Below are 18,359 nucleotides of genomic sequence, written 5' to 3'. Positions count from 1 at the left end.
CTCCCCTCCCGCCGATGCGCTCACCGGGCCGCGCCTTTTGGCGCGGCCCGCCGCTTTCCCGCAGGAAGCGGTTGCCGGGCCGGATCTTTTATGCTACAATACAGGAAACCTTTTCAGAAAGCAGGTCCTGCCATGCCCGCTGAGATCCTGGTCGTCGACGACGAGACGGCCATCGCCGACCTGGTGGAGCTCTACCTCAAGAACGAGGGCTTCGCCGTCCGCAAATTCAACAGCGCCGCCCCCGCCCTGGCCTATGTGGAGCGCACCCCGCCGGACCTGGCGGTCCTGGACGTGATGCTCCCGGACATGGACGGCTTCACCCTCTGCCGGACGCTCCGGGAGCGGTACCTGTTCCCCATCCTCATGCTCACCGCCCGGGTGGAGGACATGGACAAGATCACCGGCCTCACCCTGGGGGCGGACGACTACATCACCAAGCCCTTCAACCCCCTGGAGCTCACCGCCCGGGTCAAGACCCAGCTCCGGCGCTATACCCGCTATAACCAGCCCCTCCAGGCCGAGCCCTTGGAGTTCGACATCCGGGGCCTCCTGATCTCCAGGGAGACCCACAGGTGCTCCCTTTACGGCGAGGAGCTGTCCCTGACACCGCTGGAGTTCTCCATCCTCTGGCACCTCTGTTCCCGCCAGGGCCGGGTGGTCCCCAGCGAGGAGCTGTTCGAGGCCGTCTGGGGGGAGAAGTACATGGACAGCAACAACACCGTCATGAGCCACATCGCCCGGCTGCGGGAGAAGATGCACGAGCCCAGCCGCAGGCCCAAGTTCATCAAGACCGTCTGGGGGGTGGGGTATACCATTGAATGATCACGACTACACCCGGGGAGCGTCCAGGAAGCTGCTGTCCCAGTATGCCATGAGCCTGCTCAGCTCTCTGGGGATCGTCCTGCTCCTGGCGGTGCTGTCCACCGTTTTCTTCGGGACCTTCCACTTCTGGCGCAGCAATTTCGTCCTGACCTACATCCTCTACTTCTGCCGGGAATACCTCCTCCTGCTCTTCCTCCTCAGCGTCGCCCTGGCCTGGCTGGGATGCAGCGTCTACTTCATCCGCAAGCCCCTGGACTTCCTGGACGAGCTGGCCGAGGCCGCGGACATCCTGACAGATCCGGAGGACGACGGCCCCATCTTCCTCTCCCCGGAGCTCGGCGAGCTGGAGGAGCACCTGAACCTGGCCAAGGCCCGGGCCCTCCGGGACGCCTACGCCGCCAAGGAGGCCGAGCAGCGCAAGAACGACCTCGTCGTCTACCTGGCCCACGACCTGAAGACGCCCCTGACCAGCGTCATCGGCTACCTGTCCCTCCTCCGGGACGAACCGGACCTGTCCCCGGCCCTCCGGGCCCGGTACACCGGGATCGCCCTGGACAAGGCGGAGCGGCTGGAGGACCTGATCAACGAGTTCTTCGACGTGACCCGCTTCAACCTCAGCCGCATGGAGCTGGAGAAGCGCCCCTGCGACCTCAGCCGGATGCTCCAGCAGGTCGCCAGCGAGTTCGCCCCCATGCTGGAGGAACGGCAGCTCACCGTCCGGCTGGACCTGCCGGAGGCGCTCCCCTACCCCTGCGACCCGGACAAGCTGGCCCGCGTCTTCGACAACCTCCTGCGCAACGCCTGCCACTACAGCGAGGCGGGCACCGCCGTGGAGATCGCCGCCCGGCGGGAGGAGGGCGCGGCCGTCCTCACCTTCACGAACCGGGGCGTCACCATCCCGCCGGACAAGCTGGGGCGCATCTTCGAGCAGTTCTTCCGCCTGGACGCCTCCCGCGCCTCCCGCACCGGCGGCGCGGGCCTGGGGCTGGCCATCGCCCGGGAGATCGTCGGGCTCCACGGCGGGACCATCGGCGCCGCCAGCGCGGAGGGCGTGACCGTCTTCACCGTCCGCCTCCCCGCGCCGTAAGAGATCTGCAAGATTTTCGTTCGAGATCCGCAAGGAGTTTTCAGGAGATCCTTCAAACAAAAACCGCTCCCCTCTGGTAGACTGGTCCTATGACCAAGGGAAAGGGGAAGGGCCCCGGCCCTTTCCCGGCGTGACGGCGCTGCGCCGTCACGAGCCGCCCACGGCGGCCCTGGTCCGGATCTCACAGCCGAATGCGGCGTGTCCCGCACGCCGGCGGCAAAGCCCGCCTGAAAAACGGCAGCGCCGTTTTCCAGCCATTCGGCGATACCAGAGAGGAGCGGATCTTTCATGAAGACGATCTTGATCTTATCCGGCGGCTGCTCCAGCGAGCACGACGTCTCCCTCCAGTCCGCCCAGGCGGTGCTGGACCACCTGGACCGGCGCAGATACCGCCCCCTGCCGGTGCGCATCTCCCGGGCGGGCCGGTGGACCTATCAGGGCCTCCCCTGCACCCTGCGGCTGGACCGGGGCCATGCCGCCCTGCTCCTGCTGGACGGCAGCGGGGAAGCGCTGGCGTTCGACGCCGCCTTCCCCATCCTCCACGGGAAGAACGGCGAGGACGGCACCGTCCAGGGCCTGCTGGAGCTGGCCGGGGTGCCCGTCGTGGGCTGCGGGACGCTCTCCAGCGCCCTTTGCATGGACAAGGACCGGGCCCACAAGCTGGCGGCCCTGGCGGGGGTCCGGGCGCCCAGGAGCGCGGTCTTCCCCGCCGGGGCCGGACAGGCGGAGCTGGCGGAGGCGGCGGAGGCGCTGGGCCTCCCCCTCTTCGTCAAGCCCGTCCGGGCGGGGTCCTCCTTCGGTGTCAGCCGGGTGGAGCGCATGGAGGGATTGTCCGCCGCCGCGGAGCTGGCCGCCCGGCACGACGGCCGCATCCTGCTGGAGGAGGCCGTCCCCGGCTTCGAGGTGGGCTGCGCCGTGATGGGCATCCCCGGCGAGACGGAGCTGACGGCCGGCGCGGTGGACGAGATCGAGCTGGCCGGCGGCTTCTTCGACTTCGGCGAGAAATACAGCCTCAAGACCTCCGCCATCCACTGCCCCGCCCGGATCCCCCCGGAAAAAGCGGCCCAGATCCAGGCGGCGGCGAAGGCCGTCTACGCCGCGCTGGACTGCCGCGTCCTGGCCAGAGTGGATTTTTTCCTGACGCCGGAGGGGGAGATCGTCTTCAACGAGGTGAACACCATCCCCGGCTTCACCGCCCACAGCCGCTACCCCAGCATGATGGAGGCCGCCGGCCTGGACTTCCCCACCCTGCTGGACCGCCTGCTGGGACTGGGGGCGGGGGCATGAGGGCCGTGACGCTCCGGCGGGAGCAGACCGCCCGGGGGCCGCTCATCCTGGTGGACCCCGCCCATCCCCTGCGTCCCGGCCCCGCCCCGGAGCTGACGGTCCCGGACAGCCGCTATCCCGCCGTCCTCCTGGAGCGGCGGGCCGCCGGCCTGCTGGCGGCCTGCATCCGGGCGGCGGGCGGAGAGCGGGACATCGTCCCCGTCTCCGGCTGGCGGAGCCGGGCGGAGCAGCAGTCCATCTGGGACGACACCTGGGCCAGGGAGGGCGAGGGGTTCACCCGCCGCTATGTGGCCCTGCCGGGCTGCAGCGAGCACCAGACGGGCCTCGCCGTCGACCTGGGGAAGCGGTCCGGGGACATCGACTTCATCCGCCCGGACTTCCCGGACAGCGGGGCCTGCGGGGCCTTCCGCCGCCTGGCGGCGGACTACGGCTTCATCCAGCGCTACCGCCGGGAGAAGGAGGCCGTCACCGGCATCGGGGCCGAGCCCTGGCACTTCCGCTACGTGGGCGCGCCCCACGCGGCCCTGCTGGAGGAGAGCGGCCTCTGCCTGGAGGAGTATGGGGATCTCCTGCGGACCGGGCCCAAGCGCCGGATCCTCTCCAACGGCCGGCGGGTGGAGGTGTCCTGGCTCCCCTGTCCCGGCGAGGCCGTGGAGCTGGAGCTGCCGGAGGGCTGCTGCCAGATCTCCGGCGACAACGGCGGCGGCTTCATCCTCACCGTCTGGGAGGTCCCGGCATGACCGCCCGGCCGGTCCTGGACCGTTCCCGGCTCCTGGCGGCGGTCCTGGTGGTGTGCATCCACACCGGCCCCCTGGCGTCTTACAGCGAGGCGGCGGACTTCTGGCTCTGCCGCTGTCTCGCCCGGACGGCCGTCCCCTTCTTCTTCATGCTCAGCGGCCATCTCCTGGCGGCGGGCGGGTGGGAGCGGACCGGGCGCTTCCTGAAGAAGGCCCTGCTGGTCTATGGCGCCGCGGTCCTGCTCTACCTGCCCCTGGTCCTCTATAACGGCGGATACACGCCTCTTGGATGGGTGCGGGAGCTGCTGGCGGACGGGACGTTCTATCACCTCTGGTACTTCCCCGCCGTCATCCTGGGCGTGGTCATCGCCCGGGGCCTGGCCCGGCTGGGGATGCCCGCGGCGCTGGGGATCGCCGGGGCCCTGTACCTCGTCGGGCTGGGCGGCGACAGCTGGTACGGACTGGCGCTCCGCTCCCCGGCGGCGGCCGGCTTCTATGGCGGGCTCTTTCGGTCCGTCACCCACACCCGGAACGGGCTCTTCTTCGCGCCGCTGTTCCTGCTCCTGGGGGCGGCGGGGAAGCGCTGGAGCGCCCGCGTCTCCCTCTCCGGCTCCCTCCTCGGCCTCGCCCTGCTGTCCGCGGAGGGCTTCCGGCTCCGCTCCCTGGGCTGGCAGAGGCACGACAGCATGTACCTCTCCCTGCCGCTGTGCATGGTCTTCCTCTTCTCCCTCCTCCTGGGGCAGGACCGGGGCGAGGACCGGCGGGCCCGGAGGCTGTCCATGCTGGTCTACCTGCTCCATCCCCTCTCCATCGTCTTCGTCCGGGGCGCGGCCAGGGCCGCGGGGCTGCGGCCGCTCCTGGTGGAGGACAGCCTGGGCCACTTCGCCGCCGTGCTGGCCGTGACCTTTGCCGCGGCCCTGGTCTTGGACGCCCTCCGCCCCCTCCCCGTCCCGGCCAAAAGCCGCGCCTGGAAGGAGATCGACCTCTCCGCCCTCCGCCATAACGCCCAGGCCCTCCGGGCCCTGCTGCCCCAGGGCTGTGAGCTGATGGCGGTGCTGAAGGCGGACGCTTACGGCCACGGGGCGGTCCGCTCCGCCCGGTGCCTGCGGCGGGCCGGGGTCCGGGCCTTCGCCGCGGCCTGTCTGGCGGAGGGGATCGCCCTGCGGAAGGGCGGCGTCCGGGGGACCATCCTGATCCTGGGCTACACGCCTCCCGAGGCGGTGCCCCTGCTCCGCCGCTGGCGGCTGACCCAGACCGTGGCGGACGAGGCCCACGGCCACGCGCTGGCCGATATGGGCCTGCCCGTCCGCGTCCACCTGGCCCTGGACACCGGGATGCGCCGCCTGGGCGTCCCGGCGGAGGACGGCGCGGCCCTGTCCCGCCTGTACGGGAGGCGGGAGCTGCAGGTCGGCGGGATCTTCTCCCACCTCTGCGTCTGCGACGACCCGGAGGAGGACCCGTATACCCAGGCCCAGCTCGCCCGGTTCTACGCCGCCGCGGACCGTCTGCGCCAAGGGGGCTTCGACCCCGGGAAGCTCCATATCCAGGCCAGCTACGGCCTCTTGAACCTGCCGCCCCAGCCCTGCGCCTATGCCCGGGCCGGGATCGTCCTCTACGGCGTCCAAAGCGGTGGGGCCGCCGCCAGACGGTGGCCGGGACTGCGCCCGGTCCTGTCCCTCCGGGCCCGTGTGGCCTGCGTGCGGACCCTCCGGCCGGGGGACCGGGCCGGCTATGGGCTGGCCTTCCGGGCGGAGCGGGAGACCCGGCTGGCCGTGCTCACCATCGGCTACGCCGACGGCCTGCCCCGGGAGCTGTCCCAGCGGGGCGGGCGCGTCCTGCTTCGCGGGCGGTCCTGTTCCATGGCGGGGCGGATGTGCATGGACCAGCTCATGGCCGACGTGACCGGCCTGCCGGACGTCCAAGCCGGGGACATCGCCACGCTCATCGGCCGGGACGGCGGAGAGGCGATCGCGGCGGAGGAGGTGGCGGAGCGGTGCGGCACCATCACCAACGAACTGCTCTCCCGGCTGGGGGCGCGGGTGCGGCCCGTATGGTAACGGCAGCGCGGCCGGGCAGGAGCGGATGCTCCTGCCCGGCCGCGCTGCCGTTATCGATGGACATCCCCGCAAAGGGACGCGTGTCCGCCCGCATCCGCAGCGGATGCCTCCCGCCTCTATCTCGCGGTCTTCGCGAGCCTCTCGAACACCGGCAGACTGCGCACGATCATGTCATGCGAGACGCAGGTGCTGATGCGGAAGAACTCCGGACAGCCGAAGTCGTCGCCGGGGACCACCAGGAGGTCCTCCTCCTTGGCCCGGTCGGAGAATGCCTGTGCGCTGCCGCCCGGCGCCTTGACGAACATGTAGAACGCGCCGTTGGGCTTCACGCACTGATATCCGTAAGAGGTCAGCGCCTCATACAGCGTGGTGCGGTTGCGGTCATACGCCTCCAGATCCGGCCGGACGGCGGCGCAGCGGGCCACGGTCAGCTGCTGCAGGGACGGCGCGCAGACATGGCCCAGGGTCCGCGCGGCCCCGGCCACGGCGGCGAAGAGGGCTTCCCGGTCCGCCGCGCAGCCGGGCACGCACACATAGCCGATGCGCTCGCCGGGCAGGGAGAGGGACTTGGAGTAGGAATAGCAAATGATGGTGTCCGGATAGATGGCGGGGATGAAGGGGACCTCCGCGCCGTCGTAGACCAGCTCACGATAGGGCTCGTCGGCGATGATGTAGATGGGATGCCCGTACGCCTCCTCCTTGCGCCGCAGGAGCGCGGCCAGCTCCTCCAGGGTCTGCCTGGTGTAGATCACGCCGGAGGGGTTGTTGGGCGAGTTGACGATGACGGCCTGGGTGTGGGGGGTGATGCGGGCCTCCAGCGCGTCCATGCGGATCTGGAAGGTCTCCGTGTCCGCGGGGACCACCGCCAGCTTGGCGCCGTTGGCCTCCACGAAGGGCCGGTACTCCGGGAAGAAGGGCGCGAGGACGGCGATCTCGGCCCCCTCCACCGCCAGGGCGCGGATCGCCGCGATCAAGGCCGGCGCGGCGCCGCAGGTGAAGAAGATGTCCTGGGGCCCGACCCCGGCGCCGAAGCGCTGGTTCAGGTCCTCCGCCACGGCGGCGCGGGCCTCCGCCGCGCCGGCGGCGGGCGTATAGCCGTGCACCGCCAGGCTGTCCTCGTCCCGGATGATGGAGCAGACCGCCCGGCCCACCTCCTCGGGGGCCGGGATGGAGGGATTGCCCAGGGAGAAGTCGTAGACGTTCTCCTTCCCCACGACGGCCGCCCGTTTCAAGCCGTACTCGAACAGATCCCGGATGCAGGAGCGCTTAGAGCCCAGGGCATACATCGTTTCCGATACCATGAAAGAACCTCCTTGATTCAAAACTCGCGATCGTTCAGCGTTTGTTGGACCGTCTCCAGATCTTCTGCTCCTCCGCGGCGCGGATCAGCCCTTCCCGGAAATCCGGGTGGGCGATGGAGATCAGCAGCTCCGCCCGCTCCCAGGTGGTGCAGCCCACCAGGTTGACCACACCATATTCTGTGACGATGTAATACGCCTGGCTCCGGGGATCGGTGACGATGTCGCCGTTGAAATACGGCAGGACGCGGGAGCGGCGGACGCCGGTCTTGTCCACGAAGGACGAGGTCATGCAGATGAACGCCTTGCCTCCCCGGGCCATGGCCGCGCCGGTGAGATAGTCCAGCTGGCCGCCGGTGCCGCTGATGTGCCGCGTGCCGGCGCTCTCGGCGCAGACCTGGCCGTACAGGTCCACGGCGATGCAGTTGTTGATGGAGATCATGTCGTCCAGCTGGGCGATGGACTCCGGGGCGTTGACGTACTCCAGGGGCTCCACCACCACGCCGGGGTTCCGGTCCACCCAGTCGTACAGGCGCTGGGAGCCGAACACGATCCCGGTGACGCCCTTGAGCCGCTGGAAGGATTTCCGCCGGTTGGTCAGCTTCCCCGCCTGGGCCAGCTCGTAATAGGCGTCGCCGCACAGCTCCGTGTGCATGCCCAGGTCCTTCAGGTCGGACTCCGCCAGCCGGGCCCCCACCACGTTGGGCATCCCGCCGATGCCCAGCTGGAGCGTGGCGCCGTCCACGATATAGGGGACGATCAGGTCCGCGATCTTCACGTCCTCCTCCGTGGGCTTGGCGATGGGGAACTGGGGCAGGGGCGGATGCTCGCCCTCCACCACACAGTCCACCTCCGAGATGTGGATGCTCTCGTCGAAGCCGCCGTAGATATAGGGCAGGCGCTCGTTGACCTCCAGGATCACCACGTCCGCCTTCTCCAGGATGCCCCGGGCGATGCCGGCGGCGCAGGAGAGGTTGAAATAGCCGTGCTTGTCCATGGGGGGCACGCACATCATCGCCACGTTCACCGTCAGGAAGTGGCGGTAGTAGGGCACCACGTTGCGGAAGATCATGGGGATGTAGTTGCAAAGCCCCTTGTCGCACAGCTTCCGCTCATAGCCGGAGCAGTGCCAGCTGTTGTAGATGAAATGCGTCCGCTCCGGGTCGCACTCCACCACCTGGATCGGGCCGAACAGCAGGTTCCCCCGGATCTTCACGTCCTCCAGCTCGTCCCGGCGCTCCGCCAGGGCGGCGTCCAGCAGCGGCGGGTAGCACACGTTGGAGGTATAGTCCACCCAGTCGCCGCTCTTGACCACCCGGACCGCCTGCTCCGGCGTTTTCAGCTTCGCGCGGTATTGCTCGTATACGTTCATGGCAGACCTCCTCAGCGCGCGGCCTCCCGGCCGGCGCGGTACGCGTTCAGGTTCAGCTCCAGGGACTTCTCCGGCACGGTGGCCCGGATGACGTCCTCCCAGTCGATGCCGTCCAGCCCCAGGGCCTTCGTCATGGCCCCGAAGAGCACGACGTTCATGCACTTGGGACTGCCCAGGCCGGCGGCGATCTTGGCCGCGTCCAGCGTGAAGCACTTGAAATGGGACTGCATCGCCTCCAGGCACCCCTCCGGATACCGGCACAGCCCCGCCGCGATGGTGGAGGAGGCCATCTCGTAGTCATTGATCACCGCGACGCCGTCCGGCTTCAGGGACCCGGCATAGCGGACGGCCTCCATCTTCTCGAAGGCCACCACGATGTCCGCGGCCCCTTTGCCGATCACCGGGGAATAGACCTTCTCCCCCCAGTGCACCTGGGTGGAGACCGAGCCGCCCCGCTGGCTCATGCCGTGGACCTCGCTCATCTTCACATCGTATCCGGCCCGCATCAGGCCGCCCACCAGGATCTTCGCGGCCAGGATGGTCCCCTGTCCGCCGACGCCGACCAGCAAAACGCTCTTGTTCTCCATGGCTCACTGCTCCTTCCTCGTGATGGCGCCCACGGGGCAGACCTGGGCGCAGACGGTACAGCCCACACACTGGGTCGGGTCGATGGAGGACTTCTTATCCTTCACCATGACGGCGGGGCACCCCACCTTCAGGCACTTCCTGCACCCGATGCACTTGTCCGTGTCCACCGTGCACAGGCCGGTGTCGTGCTCCATCCGCTTGATCAGCAGGCAGGGACGGCGGGCGACGATCGCCGCCGGGCCCTCGGAGGCCAGGGCGGCGTCCACCGCCTCCTGCATGGCGGTCAGGTCCTGGGGGTCGGCGACGAGGATGTTTCGATAGCCCAGGGCCCGCAGGACCTCCTCGATCCGGATGGCCTCCGCCATGTCCCCCTGGAGGGTATAGCCGCTGCCGGGGTTGTCCTGGTGTCCGGTCATGCCGGTGATGGAGTTGTCCAGCACCACGGGGATCACGCGGCCCTTGTTGTAGACGATCTCCGCCGCGCCGGTCATGCCGCTGTGGAAGAAGGTGGAGTCGCCCACCACGCCGAAGACCTTCTTTTGGCCCTGTCCGGTGACCTCGAACGCCTTCGCCATGCCCATGCCCAGGGAGAAGCCGCCGCCCATGCAGATGCAGGTATCCATGGCGTCCAGCGGCGCGGAGGCCCCCAGGGTATAGCAGCCGATGTCCCCGGTGACGACGAAGTCCTTGTTCTTCGCCATGGTGTAGAAGAAGCCTCTGTGGGGACAGCCGGGGCACAGCGCCGGGGGCCGGGAGACGGCCTCCACGCCCACGTCCACCGTGGCCGGGGCCTGGCCGAACAGGCGCTCCCGCAGGAGCTGGGGATCCAGCTCATACAGCTTCCCGGTGAGCTCCTTCCCCCTGCAGGGGATGCCGGCGGCCCGGATCTGCTCCTCCATGAACGGCTCCAGCTCCTCCACCACATAGAGGTCCTCCACCTTGGAGGCGAACTCCCGGATCAGGTCCATGGGCAGCGGGTTCGTCAATCCCAGCTTCAGGAAGGAGGTGTCCTCCGGGAAGGCGTCCTTGGCGTACTGATAGGCGATGGAGGCCGTGACCACGCCGGTCTTCCCGCCCCTGAGCTCCATCTTGTTCAGGGGGCTCGTGCAGCCGTACGCCTCCAGCTTCGCCAGATCCTCCTCCACCTTGGGATGGTTCCGGAAGGCGTTGGCGGGGGTGCAGACGTTCTTGCGGACGTTCCGGGCGTAGGCCGGGGCCTCCCGCTCCTCCCGCTCGCCGAAGGTCACCAGGCTCTTGGAATGGGAGATCCGGGTGGTGGTGCGGAAGAGCACCGGCATGTCGAACCTCTCGGAGATCTCATACGCCTCTTTCAAAAAGTCGATGCACTCCTGAGAGTCGGAGGGCTCCACCAGCGCCACCTTCGCCGCCTTGGCGTAATAGCGGTTGTCCTGTTCGTTTTGGGACGAGTGCATGCTGGGGTCGTCGGCGGACACCATGACGAACCCGCCCAGGACGCCGTTGTAAGCGGCGGTGAACAGGGGATCGGCGGCCACGTTGACGCCCACATGCTTCATCGCGCAGAGGCTGCGCACGCCCGCCACCGCCGCGCCGTAGGCCACTTCCGCGGCGACCTTCTCATTGGGGGCCCATTCGCAGTAAAGGGCCTCCTTATATTGGGGGAGGGCCTCGAAGATCTCGGTGCCGGGGGTCCCGGGGTAAGCGGAGCAGACCTTGACACCGGCTTCGTAGGCGCCGCGGGCGATCGCCTCGTTCCCGGAGAGCAAATGTTTCAAAACGAAGACCACCTTTCTCTTGTTTTCTGGTGATATTTTACAAAAACTCTTGCAAATTAGGAAGTACTCGTTTAATATAGGGGTATAAGCAAAATGGATAACGAGGAGGTGCAGCCCATGGATCTGATGCAGGCGGTCTACGTCCTGGAGGCCGCGCGCTGCGGGAGCCTGTCCCAGGCCGCCAAGCGCCTGTTCACGTCTCAGCCGACCCTCTCCCAGCGGATCAAGCGGCTGGAGCAGGAGCTGGGGTGCCAGCTGTTCAGCCGCACGCCCCAGGGCGTGCATCTGACGGAGGCGGGCGAGGCGTTCTGCCGGAAGGCGCAGCCGGTGGTGGAGGGCTGGAGGGAGCTGTGCGGCTGGGCGGCCGAGCGTTCCCACGCGGCGCCCAAGCGCCTGCGGATCGGGCTGGGCGTGCGGGTCTACTCCAGCGGGCTGTTCGAGGAGATCGTCCACTTTTTCGACCTGCACCCCGATATCGAGGCCGCCTTCGTCACGGAGGCGGGGCGGGACTTCCTGCCCGCCCTGAAGGACGGGACCCTGGACCTGGTCCTGGACCGCCTGCCGCCGGAGGAGCTCGGCTCGGGCCTGGACGGCCTGGTCATGCAGGACCTGATCTGTGAGGACCAGTGCGTCCTGACGTCCTGGGACGACCCGCTCAGCCGGCTGGACTCGATCTCCCTGGCGCAGCTCCAGGGGTGCACGATGATCTCCTCCCTGGCGGGCTCCATGGAGGACCGGGCCCTGAAAGCGCTGTGCGCGAAGAGCGGGATCACCCTGAAGCGGATATACCGTTCCGACAGCATCGACATGATCATGGACCTGGTGCGCAAGGGCAAAGGCGTCACCATCGGCCCCCGGTCCTTCGCCAGCTACTACGGCGTCTCCTCGGTCATCATACGGCCGCAGACCAGCGTGTACATAAAGTTCATCTGCCTGGGCCAGGGGCGGCTGCGCAAAGAGATCGTCCAGCTCCGGCAATACCTGCAGGCGGTCTGCCATGCCCGCGGCACAGCGGCGGCCGGCCCGTGAGGCGGCGTCCCCGGGAGGGCCGCGCACGCACGGAGGGCCCCGGGCGCGGACGGCGGTCCCGAACTTTGTCATGTACAACGGTCCTTTTTGTGGTATAATAGGGGAAACCGTTGGATCATGGAGGGATCGATCATGAATGACAGCCTGTCTGGAGCGGATCTGAGGGAGCGGGAGCTGGCCGGCCGCTCACGGGGGGAGGCCCCGCCGGCGAAGGATGGGCGGCCGGCGCCCTCCCGCGCCCCGCAGCGGCCCCGCTGGAGCGGACCGGAGGTCCTCTCCCTGGCCATCTCCATCCTGGCGCTGATCGTGGCCGGGACGGCGCTGTGCCTCGTCCTGCGGGGATATGAGGGACCGGAGGGGCCGTCCGGCCCCCCGGAGGACGAGCCGGTCACCTTCCGCTTCGGCGACATGGTCCTGACGCCCCTGGAGGGGATGCCCCTCGCCCCCTATGACAAGGACGCCTTCGGCCGGGACGAGAAGGGGCGGGTCACCTATGAAGCGGACGGACGGCGGGCCAAGGCGGGCATCGATGTGTCCACGCACCAAAAAGACATCGATTGGCCGTCGGTGGCGGCGGACGGCATCGACTTCGCCATCCTCCGGCTGGGCCACCGGGGCTATACCGAGGGCGGGCTGTTCCTGGACCAGACCTTCGAGCAAAACCTCCGGGGGGCGCTGGACGCCGGGCTGGAGGCGGGCGTCTATTTCTTCTCCCAGGCCGTCACCCCCGAAGAGGCGGAGGAGGAGGCGGACTATGTCCTGGAGGTCCTGGACGGACAGGCGCTCAGCTTCCCCGTGGCCTTCGACTGGGAGCCCATCCCCGGCGACGAGGCCCGCACCGACGGCTTGGACGGAGAGACGATGACCCGCTGTGCCGCCGCCTTCTGCAAGCGGATCGAGGACGCGGGCTACCGGGCGGCGGTCTATTTCAATCAGACCCAGGGCTATCTCCGCTACGACCTGCGGGAGCTGACGGACTATGCGCTGTGGCTGGCGGAGTATGACGCCGTGCCGGATTTCTACTATCACTTCGATCTTTGGCAGTACTCCCACACCGGCCGGGTGGACGGCATCCAAGGGGACGTGGACCTGGACCTGGCGTTTTGATGGGGGACGATATGCCCAAAAAGCGGCGGGGCGGCCTCGGCCCCCCGGATGCGTCCATGGGGCCGCGCCCCGGCGAGGACGGCCCCTCGACCGAAAGGAGGAGGACGGATGCGATACGACTTCGACCAGATCGTAGACCGGGCGAAAAACCTCTCCGCCAAGTATGACGAGCGGGAGGCGAAGTTCGGGACCCGGGATGTGATCCCCCTGTGGATCGCGGACATGGACTTCAAGACCGCCCAGCCCATCATCGACGCTCTGAAGGCCAGGGCGGAGGAGGGCCTCTGGGGCTACACGACCCGGCCCCGCCGGCTATTTCGAGGCCATCCGGGACTGGCAGCGGCGGCGCAACGGCTGGGAGGCCGACGTCTCCCGGATGAGCTTCTGCCTGGGCGTGGTCCAGGCCCTCAGCGCCATGATCCGGCTCTACACCCCCCAGGGCGGGAACGTGCTGATCCAGACCCCCGTGTACAGCGAGTTCTACGACATGACCGAGTCCGCCGGGCGGAACGTCCTCGAGTCCCCGCTGGCGGAGCGGGACGGCCGGTGGTCGGTGGACTGGGAGGACTTCGAGGCGAAGCTCCGCTCTGCGGACCTGTTCCTCCTCTGCAGCCCGCAGAACCCCCTCGGCATCGTCTGGACCGAGGAGGAGCTGCGCCGGATGATGGAGCTGTGCCTGCGGCACCGCGTGCTGGTGGTCAGCGACGAGATCCACTCCGACCTCATCTTCCACGGGAAAAAGCACATCCCCGCCGCTTCCCTCTCCCCGCAGGCCGCCGCCAACGTGGTCACCTGCATCTCCGGCACAAAGACCTTCAACCTGGCGGGGCTCCAGGCCAGCGCGGTGGTGTTCCCCACCGTCCATATGAAGGAGACCTTCGACCGGTTCTGGATGGACATGGACATCCACCGGAACAACGCCTTCTCCGTCGTCGCTATGGAGACGGCCTTCCGGGAGGGGGAGGAGTGGCTGGACCAGCTGCTCCCCTACCTCTCCGAGAACTTCGACTTCGTGGCCGGGTACTGCAGGGAGCGCATCCCGAAGATCAAGACCTTCGCCCCGGACGCCACGTACCTGATGTGGCTGGACTGCCGGGCGCTGGGCCTGGACGATGGGGCGCTCCGCAGCTTCATGATCCAAAAGGCGGGGCTGGGCCTGAACGACGGCCGTTCCTTCGGACGGAGCCTCAGCGGCTTCATGCGCCTCAACGCCGCCTGTCCCCGGAGCGTGCTGAGACAGGCGATGGGACAGCTGGAGGCCGCCGTCGCCGGCCTCTGAGCGCCCGCCCGCCAAAACAGGACTGCCCGCCTCCTTGGCGGGCAGTCCTGTTTTCAAGCCGCGTCTCCGCCCCCCTCAGACGGGGAGGACGGGAGGGACCAGGCGGCGTCTCTCTGCTTCCTGGCCTCGTAGACGGAGACGATCCGGTCCCGGACGGCGGACTGCTCCGCGTCCAGGGCCTCCGGAGGCAGGGCCCTTGCCTGCTCGATGGCCCCGGGGAACAGGTCCTCGTCCCGATGGATGGCCCCGGCCAGCAGGTCCGCCAGCGTCTCCCAGTCCTCCCGCTCCGCCATGGATCTCAGGACGGCGGCGGGATCCGACAGGAACCGCTGGTGCAGCTCCGTCACCGCGCTCTCGGTGGCCGCGCCGTCGGACTTGCTGAGGAACTCCAGGAGCTCGTACAGGGTCAGCTCCGGGATCCGCTCCATGTCGGCCTGGAGATCGATGATCCCCACCGTGCGGACGATGTCCTTCAGCTCCTCCCACGCCAGCCGGCCCCCGTCCGTCAGCTCCCCGGCGCGATAGCCGCCGTCATCCAGCTCGTAGACGAGGCCGTCGTAATAGGCCGCGCCCTCCCGGGTCTCGGCGAGATACCGTCCCAGGGCCTCCAGCATGGCGCTTCGCTCCGCCGCGTCCTCCTCCGCCAGGGTGTTCAGGAACCAGGCGGACTGGGGCCACATCACCTGGGCCAGGGTCTCGCCGTCCAGGTCCGGCAGGCTCAAGATCCCCTCGTCCATCAGGGCCCGGATCAGGTCCCTCAAAAACAGCTCCGTGCCGGGGGAGCAGTCGTTCTCCATCCTGGAGAACAGGTAGGTCCGCTCCAGGTCCCCGTCCAGCCGGAAGTACAGGTAGTCACAGCCGGGATAGCCGATCATGCACCAGCCGTCCTCCCCCAGGTAGGACCCGCCCGCCAGGGTGACCCGGTCCGGCGTGGCGGTGTGGGTCTCGTAGCTGACGTTCCAGACCTCGGTCTGCAGATCCGCCGCGTCCACATAGTAGGGCCCGCTGAGCCCGGTGATCCGCCAGTCGTCCCAGACCACGGCCCCTTCGGCGTCGTTCCCGGATCCGTCATCGCCGCGGCCCTCCGCCGCCAGGGCGTCGAACTGCCCCTGGACGAAGCTCCGCGCCGCCGCCAGCACGTCCCCCGGTAGGGCCTCCAGGCCGTTGGCGACGTGGTCCGTATAGCCGTTCTCGTCCTTGTAGATCCGCAGGGCCTCCCCGTCGAAGAACACCGTCCGGTATCCCGTGACCGTGACGTCCGTGCCGGGGAGCGGGAGCTCCACGGCCAGGGTGAGATACCCCCGGTCCCAGGAGCCGGAGCTCAAATACCCCGCCTCGGGCCACGCGTCATAGATGAGGGCGTACAGGTCCGCCTCGTACAGGGTCCCGTCCCGCTGGAAGAAGAGCCGGGAGACGTTCCACCCGTCGGAGGAAGTCACCTCCCGTATGCCGTCGCCGTCCAGATCCGTCACGATCTCGTTCCCCAGGGTCCGGAGCAGCAGGGACGGCCGACCGTCCTCCGTGAACGTATAGTAGTCACTGACCATGCCTTCGGACTGCTCGGTCATCTGGCCGTAGTAGGAGATGCGCAGCCCCTCCCGGCCGACGATATCCGCGAAGGGCTCCAGGCTGTCCTCCGTCGTCCACCCGGCGGAACGATCGGCGGGGACGGTCAAAAAGCAGTCCCGCTCCGTCTCCGAGACCACCACGGAGGCGCAGACGCTGCCGTCGGTGGAGCGGTAGACCTCCACGTCGAAGCCCCCGCCGCCGGACCCGTCCGGCTCGAGGCGGGTGCGCCAGAGGGTCTGCGCCACGTCGCTCCGCCGCCGCTCCACCCGGAGCTCCGGGGCCTGATAGGGCTCCAGGCCGTCCAGGGGGATGACCCGCTCCGGCTCCCAGGCCGGATAGGCCGTGTACCGGGCCGGCGGATCGCACTGCCAGTTGCTCAGGAAGTGATAGCCGCCGTCCTTCCGGGGCTCCAGGACCACGCAGGCGGGGCCGGAAGGGAGGCTGCTTATCCCGTCGCTCCCGACCCAGACCGGGAAACCATCGCCCTCATAGTACAAAAGGATCTTGCCGTCCTTCCGCTCGCCGGAGGTGAAGGTGACGTCGCCGATATAATTGGTGTCGCCGCAGAAGTGATAGTAGGCGTCGTGATCTTCCAGGTACGTGAACAGGTCCAGTCCCCATTTGTCCGTCTCCTCCAGGGACAGGCCCAGGTGCTCCCGCAGGATCTCATCCATCTCGGAGGCGGGGCACTTGATCAGGTCCACCCCCGGATCCTCCCCGCCCCAAGCCGCATCGGCCACGGCCCGGCGTTCCTCCTCGCTGATGCCGCCGGGTCTCCCGGTGCCGTTGTAGAAGAGCTGGAAGAGGTCGATCCGCCGGTAGTCCTCCGGAGCCTCCGCGGCCAGGAGGAGGAACTGGTTGCGCATGTTGAAGCCGCCCGCGTTGAAGACCGTTTCGTTGAAGGCCCGCAGCTCCTCCTCCGTCAGGGGGCCGTCGGGCTCCGTCTCCTCCGTCTTGGCGAAGGCGCAGGCACACACCAGCGCTGCCAGCGCCACGGACAGCGCCGCCGCCCAGAGCCAGCGCTTCGGCGCGCGGGCGATGCGCCCGATCCGCTCCCGGAGGCTCCGCTCGTCCCCCGCCATGGTCGTGGCGCAGCGGAGCAGGTCGCCCGGCTGGGGCTTGGCGGTGACCAGGTCCAGCAGGGTGTTGCCGTAGGCCCGGCGCTCGCCGTCGCCCAGGACCGCCAGCGCCCCCTCGTCACAGGCCAGCTCCGCGTCCCGGCGGCTCAGCACCGCCGCCAGCCACACCAGCGGATCCCACCAGTGGACCGCCAGCGCCGCGCACCGCAGGGCCGACCAGATGTGGTCGCCGTGGCGGAAGTGGATGGCCTCATGGGTCAGCACGTGGCGGAGGCGGACCGGGTCCGCCGCCGCCTCCGGCGTGACGTACACCGCCGGGCGGAGGATCCCAAAGAGGCACGGAGAGGGCAGCCCGGGGGCGGTATAAGTCCGCAGGGGGCAGTCCGCCCCTTCCAGCGGGACGCGGACCCGCCGCAGGCGGGCGGCGAAGCGCAGGTTGGACCACAGCAGCACCAGCGCCGCCAGCACCGTCCCCGTCAGCCAGGCCCCTCCCAAGAGGGCCGCCGGGTCCAGGGGCCCCCCGGCCTCCGGAGCGGGAGGGTCGCTCTCCCCGCCGCTTGGCGCGGGGATGGCCTGGACCGGCCGGGCGGCGTCCGCCTTGGAGGCGGGGGCCCCCTGCGCCGCCGTCAGGGGGGAGGGGAGGACCTGCATGGTGCGGAGCTCCGGGAGCACCCGCGCCGCCTCCGCGGGGGCGGTGAACAGCTGCACCGGCACCAGCAGGCGGACCAGCACCAGCAGCCACAGGGCATAGCGCAGCCGGGCCCCGATCCGCTTCCCGAACGCCCAGCGGAGGAGGAGCACCACGGCGATCAGCCACATCGCCGTCAGCACCCAGTCCAGCAAAGAGACGGTCATCGCTCCTCCCCCCTTTCCGCCTGGTCCAGGATGGCCCGGAGCTCGGAGATCTCTCCGGCGGACAGCTCCTGCCGCTGGGCCATGGCGCTCATCATCAGCCCCACGCTGCCCTGGTACACCCGGTCCAGGAAGCTCTGGGTCTCGGCCACCGCCGCCTGCTCCCGGTCCACCAGGGGCACGTAGGCCCTGCCCCGCCCGGCCGTCTGCTCACAGCGCACCAGGCCCTTGGCCTCCATGCGGTGCAGGGTGGTGATGGTGGTGCTCCTGGCCCAGCCCACCGTCCGCTCCAGCTCCTTCGCGATCTGCATGACCGTGCGGGGGCTTTGCTCCCACAGACAGCCCATGACGTTCCACTCACTGGTGGTCAGCTTGATGTCCTCCATGCCCATGCCTCCTTGTCTACATTGTAGACTTAGTATAGCACCGTTAGTCTACAATG

At 68.8% G+C, this 18,359-nt stretch carries 13 protein-coding genes and 1 pseudogene; 8 read left to right on the top strand and 6 right to left on the bottom strand.

Annotated elements, in window-relative coordinates:
* Window positions 1-132: 132 nt before the first annotated feature.
* The 5 genes from vanR (at window position 133) to vanT (ending at window position 5,990) form a co-directional block, all read left to right on the top strand.
* Entirely contained in the window at window positions 133-822 is a 690-nt protein-coding gene (gene vanR / locus QZ332_RS07540) for a VanR-ABDEGLN family response regulator transcription factor (RefSeq protein WP_295764222.1), read from the top strand.
* A complete protein-coding gene (locus QZ332_RS07535; RefSeq protein ID WP_295764221.1) occupies window positions 815-1,909 on the top strand; it encodes a cell wall metabolism sensor histidine kinase WalK in 1,095 nt (364 codons plus the stop codon). Before vanR ends, QZ332_RS07535 begins: the two co-directional genes overlap by 8 nt.
* Window positions 1,910-2,197: 288 nt before the next feature.
* Window positions 2,198-3,196, top strand: a complete 999-nt coding sequence (locus QZ332_RS07530; RefSeq protein ID WP_295764220.1) for a D-alanine--D-alanine ligase family protein — start codon at window positions 2,198-2,200, stop codon at window positions 3,194-3,196.
* Window positions 3,193-3,936: a M15 family metallopeptidase gene (locus QZ332_RS07525; protein ID WP_295764219.1), complete on the top strand. Its 744-nt coding sequence runs from the start codon at window positions 3,193-3,195 to the stop codon at window positions 3,934-3,936. Before QZ332_RS07530 ends, QZ332_RS07525 begins: the two co-directional genes overlap by 4 nt.
* Window positions 3,933-5,990, top strand: coding sequence for a serine racemase VanT catalytic subunit (vanT, locus tag QZ332_RS07520; protein ID WP_295764218.1), 2,058 nt, complete (start codon window positions 3,933-3,935; stop codon window positions 5,988-5,990). Before QZ332_RS07525 ends, vanT begins: the two co-directional genes overlap by 4 nt.
* Window positions 5,991-6,106: 116 nt before the next feature.
* Here vanT and QZ332_RS07515 read toward each other — a convergent pair whose 3' ends face one another.
* The 4 genes from QZ332_RS07515 to iorA are packed head-to-tail and all read right to left on the bottom strand — an operon-like array spanning window position 6,107 to window position 11,002.
* Window positions 6,107-7,291, bottom strand: a complete 1,185-nt coding sequence (locus tag QZ332_RS07515; RefSeq protein ID WP_295764217.1) for a pyridoxal phosphate-dependent aminotransferase — start codon at window positions 7,289-7,291, stop codon at window positions 6,107-6,109.
* Window positions 7,292-7,325: 34 nt separating this feature from the next.
* Window positions 7,326-8,660, bottom strand: coding sequence for an acetyl-CoA hydrolase/transferase family protein (locus QZ332_RS07510; RefSeq protein ID WP_295764216.1), 1,335 nt, complete (start codon window positions 8,658-8,660; stop codon window positions 7,326-7,328).
* Between the two features lie 11 nt (window positions 8,661-8,671).
* Complete coding sequence (locus tag QZ332_RS07505) at window positions 8,672-9,247, bottom strand: indolepyruvate oxidoreductase subunit beta (RefSeq protein WP_295764215.1); 576 nt, start codon at window positions 9,245-9,247, stop codon at window positions 8,672-8,674.
* A gap of 3 nt (window positions 9,248-9,250) precedes the next feature.
* Entirely contained in the window at window positions 9,251-11,002 is a 1,752-nt protein-coding gene (gene iorA, locus QZ332_RS07500; protein WP_295764214.1) for an indolepyruvate ferredoxin oxidoreductase subunit alpha, read from the bottom strand.
* Window positions 11,003-11,119: 117 nt separating this feature from the next.
* Between iorA and QZ332_RS07495 the strand changes: the two genes are divergently transcribed.
* The 3 genes and pseudogenes from QZ332_RS07495 to QZ332_RS07485 all read left to right on the top strand — a co-directional run bounded on the left by QZ332_RS07495 (window position 11,120) and on the right by QZ332_RS07485 (window position 14,417).
* Window positions 11,120-12,031: a LysR family transcriptional regulator gene (locus QZ332_RS07495; RefSeq protein WP_295764213.1), complete on the top strand. Its 912-nt coding sequence runs from the start codon at window positions 11,120-11,122 to the stop codon at window positions 12,029-12,031.
* A gap of 132 nt (window positions 12,032-12,163) precedes the next feature.
* Complete coding sequence (locus QZ332_RS07490) at window positions 12,164-13,138, top strand: glycoside hydrolase family 25 protein (protein WP_295764212.1); 975 nt, start codon at window positions 12,164-12,166, stop codon at window positions 13,136-13,138.
* Window positions 13,139-13,246: 108 nt separating this feature from the next.
* Window positions 13,247-14,417: pseudogene (locus QZ332_RS07485) on the top strand (MalY/PatB family protein).
* A 53-nt stretch (window positions 14,418-14,470) separates the two neighbouring features.
* Here the strand turns inward: QZ332_RS07485 and QZ332_RS07480 are convergent.
* Together QZ332_RS07480 and QZ332_RS07475 are read right to left on the bottom strand one after the other, a co-directional pair.
* Window positions 14,471-17,920 carry a M56 family metallopeptidase gene (locus QZ332_RS07480; RefSeq protein ID WP_295764211.1) on the bottom strand — a complete coding sequence of 1,150 codons (3,450 nt, stop codon included), beginning with the start codon at window positions 17,918-17,920 and terminating at the stop codon, window positions 14,471-14,473.
* The gene (locus QZ332_RS07475) at window positions 17,917-18,303 is read right to left on the bottom strand and encodes a BlaI/MecI/CopY family transcriptional regulator (RefSeq protein WP_295764210.1); all 387 of its coding nucleotides are present in this window, start codon (window positions 18,301-18,303) and stop codon (window positions 17,917-17,919) included. Before QZ332_RS07475 ends, QZ332_RS07480 begins: the two co-directional genes overlap by 4 nt.
* Window positions 18,304-18,359 lie beyond the last annotated feature (56 nt).

The sequence above is a fragment of the uncultured Oscillibacter sp. genome (assembly GCF_910584465.1).
In the GTDB taxonomy this organism is placed as follows: Bacteria; Bacillota; Clostridia; order Oscillospirales; family Oscillospiraceae; genus Oscillibacter.
The sequence above is the reverse complement of the archived record's forward strand: the minus strand, read 5'-3'. Positions and strand labels throughout refer to the sequence as shown.

Excerpts from the sequence above, each read along its gene's own strand:
- vanR (WP_295764222.1), top strand. The coding sequence starts at position 133 with ATGCCCGCTGAGATCCTGGTCGTCGACGACGAGACGGCCATCGCCGAC.
- QZ332_RS07530 (WP_295764220.1), top strand. The coding sequence starts at position 2,198 with ATGAAGACGATCTTGATCTTATCCGGCGGCTGCTCCAGCGAGCACGAC.
- QZ332_RS07525 (WP_295764219.1), top strand. The coding sequence starts at position 3,193 with ATGAGGGCCGTGACGCTCCGGCGGGAGCAGACCGCCCGGGGGCCGCTC.
- vanT (WP_295764218.1), top strand. The coding sequence starts at position 3,933 with ATGACCGCCCGGCCGGTCCTGGACCGTTCCCGGCTCCTGGCGGCGGTC.
- QZ332_RS07515 (WP_295764217.1), bottom strand. The coding sequence starts at position 7,291 with ATGGTATCGGAAACGATGTATGCCCTGGGCTCTAAGCGCTCCTGCATC.
- QZ332_RS07510 (WP_295764216.1), bottom strand. The coding sequence starts at position 8,660 with ATGAACGTATACGAGCAATACCGCGCGAAGCTGAAAACGCCGGAGCAG.
- QZ332_RS07505 (WP_295764215.1), bottom strand. The coding sequence starts at position 9,247 with ATGGAGAACAAGAGCGTTTTGCTGGTCGGCGTCGGCGGACAGGGGACC.
- QZ332_RS07495 (WP_295764213.1), top strand. The coding sequence starts at position 11,120 with ATGGATCTGATGCAGGCGGTCTACGTCCTGGAGGCCGCGCGCTGCGGG.
- QZ332_RS07490 (WP_295764212.1), top strand. The coding sequence starts at position 12,164 with ATGAATGACAGCCTGTCTGGAGCGGATCTGAGGGAGCGGGAGCTGGCC.
- QZ332_RS07480 (WP_295764211.1), bottom strand. The coding sequence starts at position 17,920 with ATGACCGTCTCTTTGCTGGACTGGGTGCTGACGGCGATGTGGCTGATC.
- QZ332_RS07475 (WP_295764210.1), bottom strand. The coding sequence starts at position 18,303 with ATGGAGGACATCAAGCTGACCACCAGTGAGTGGAACGTCATGGGCTGT.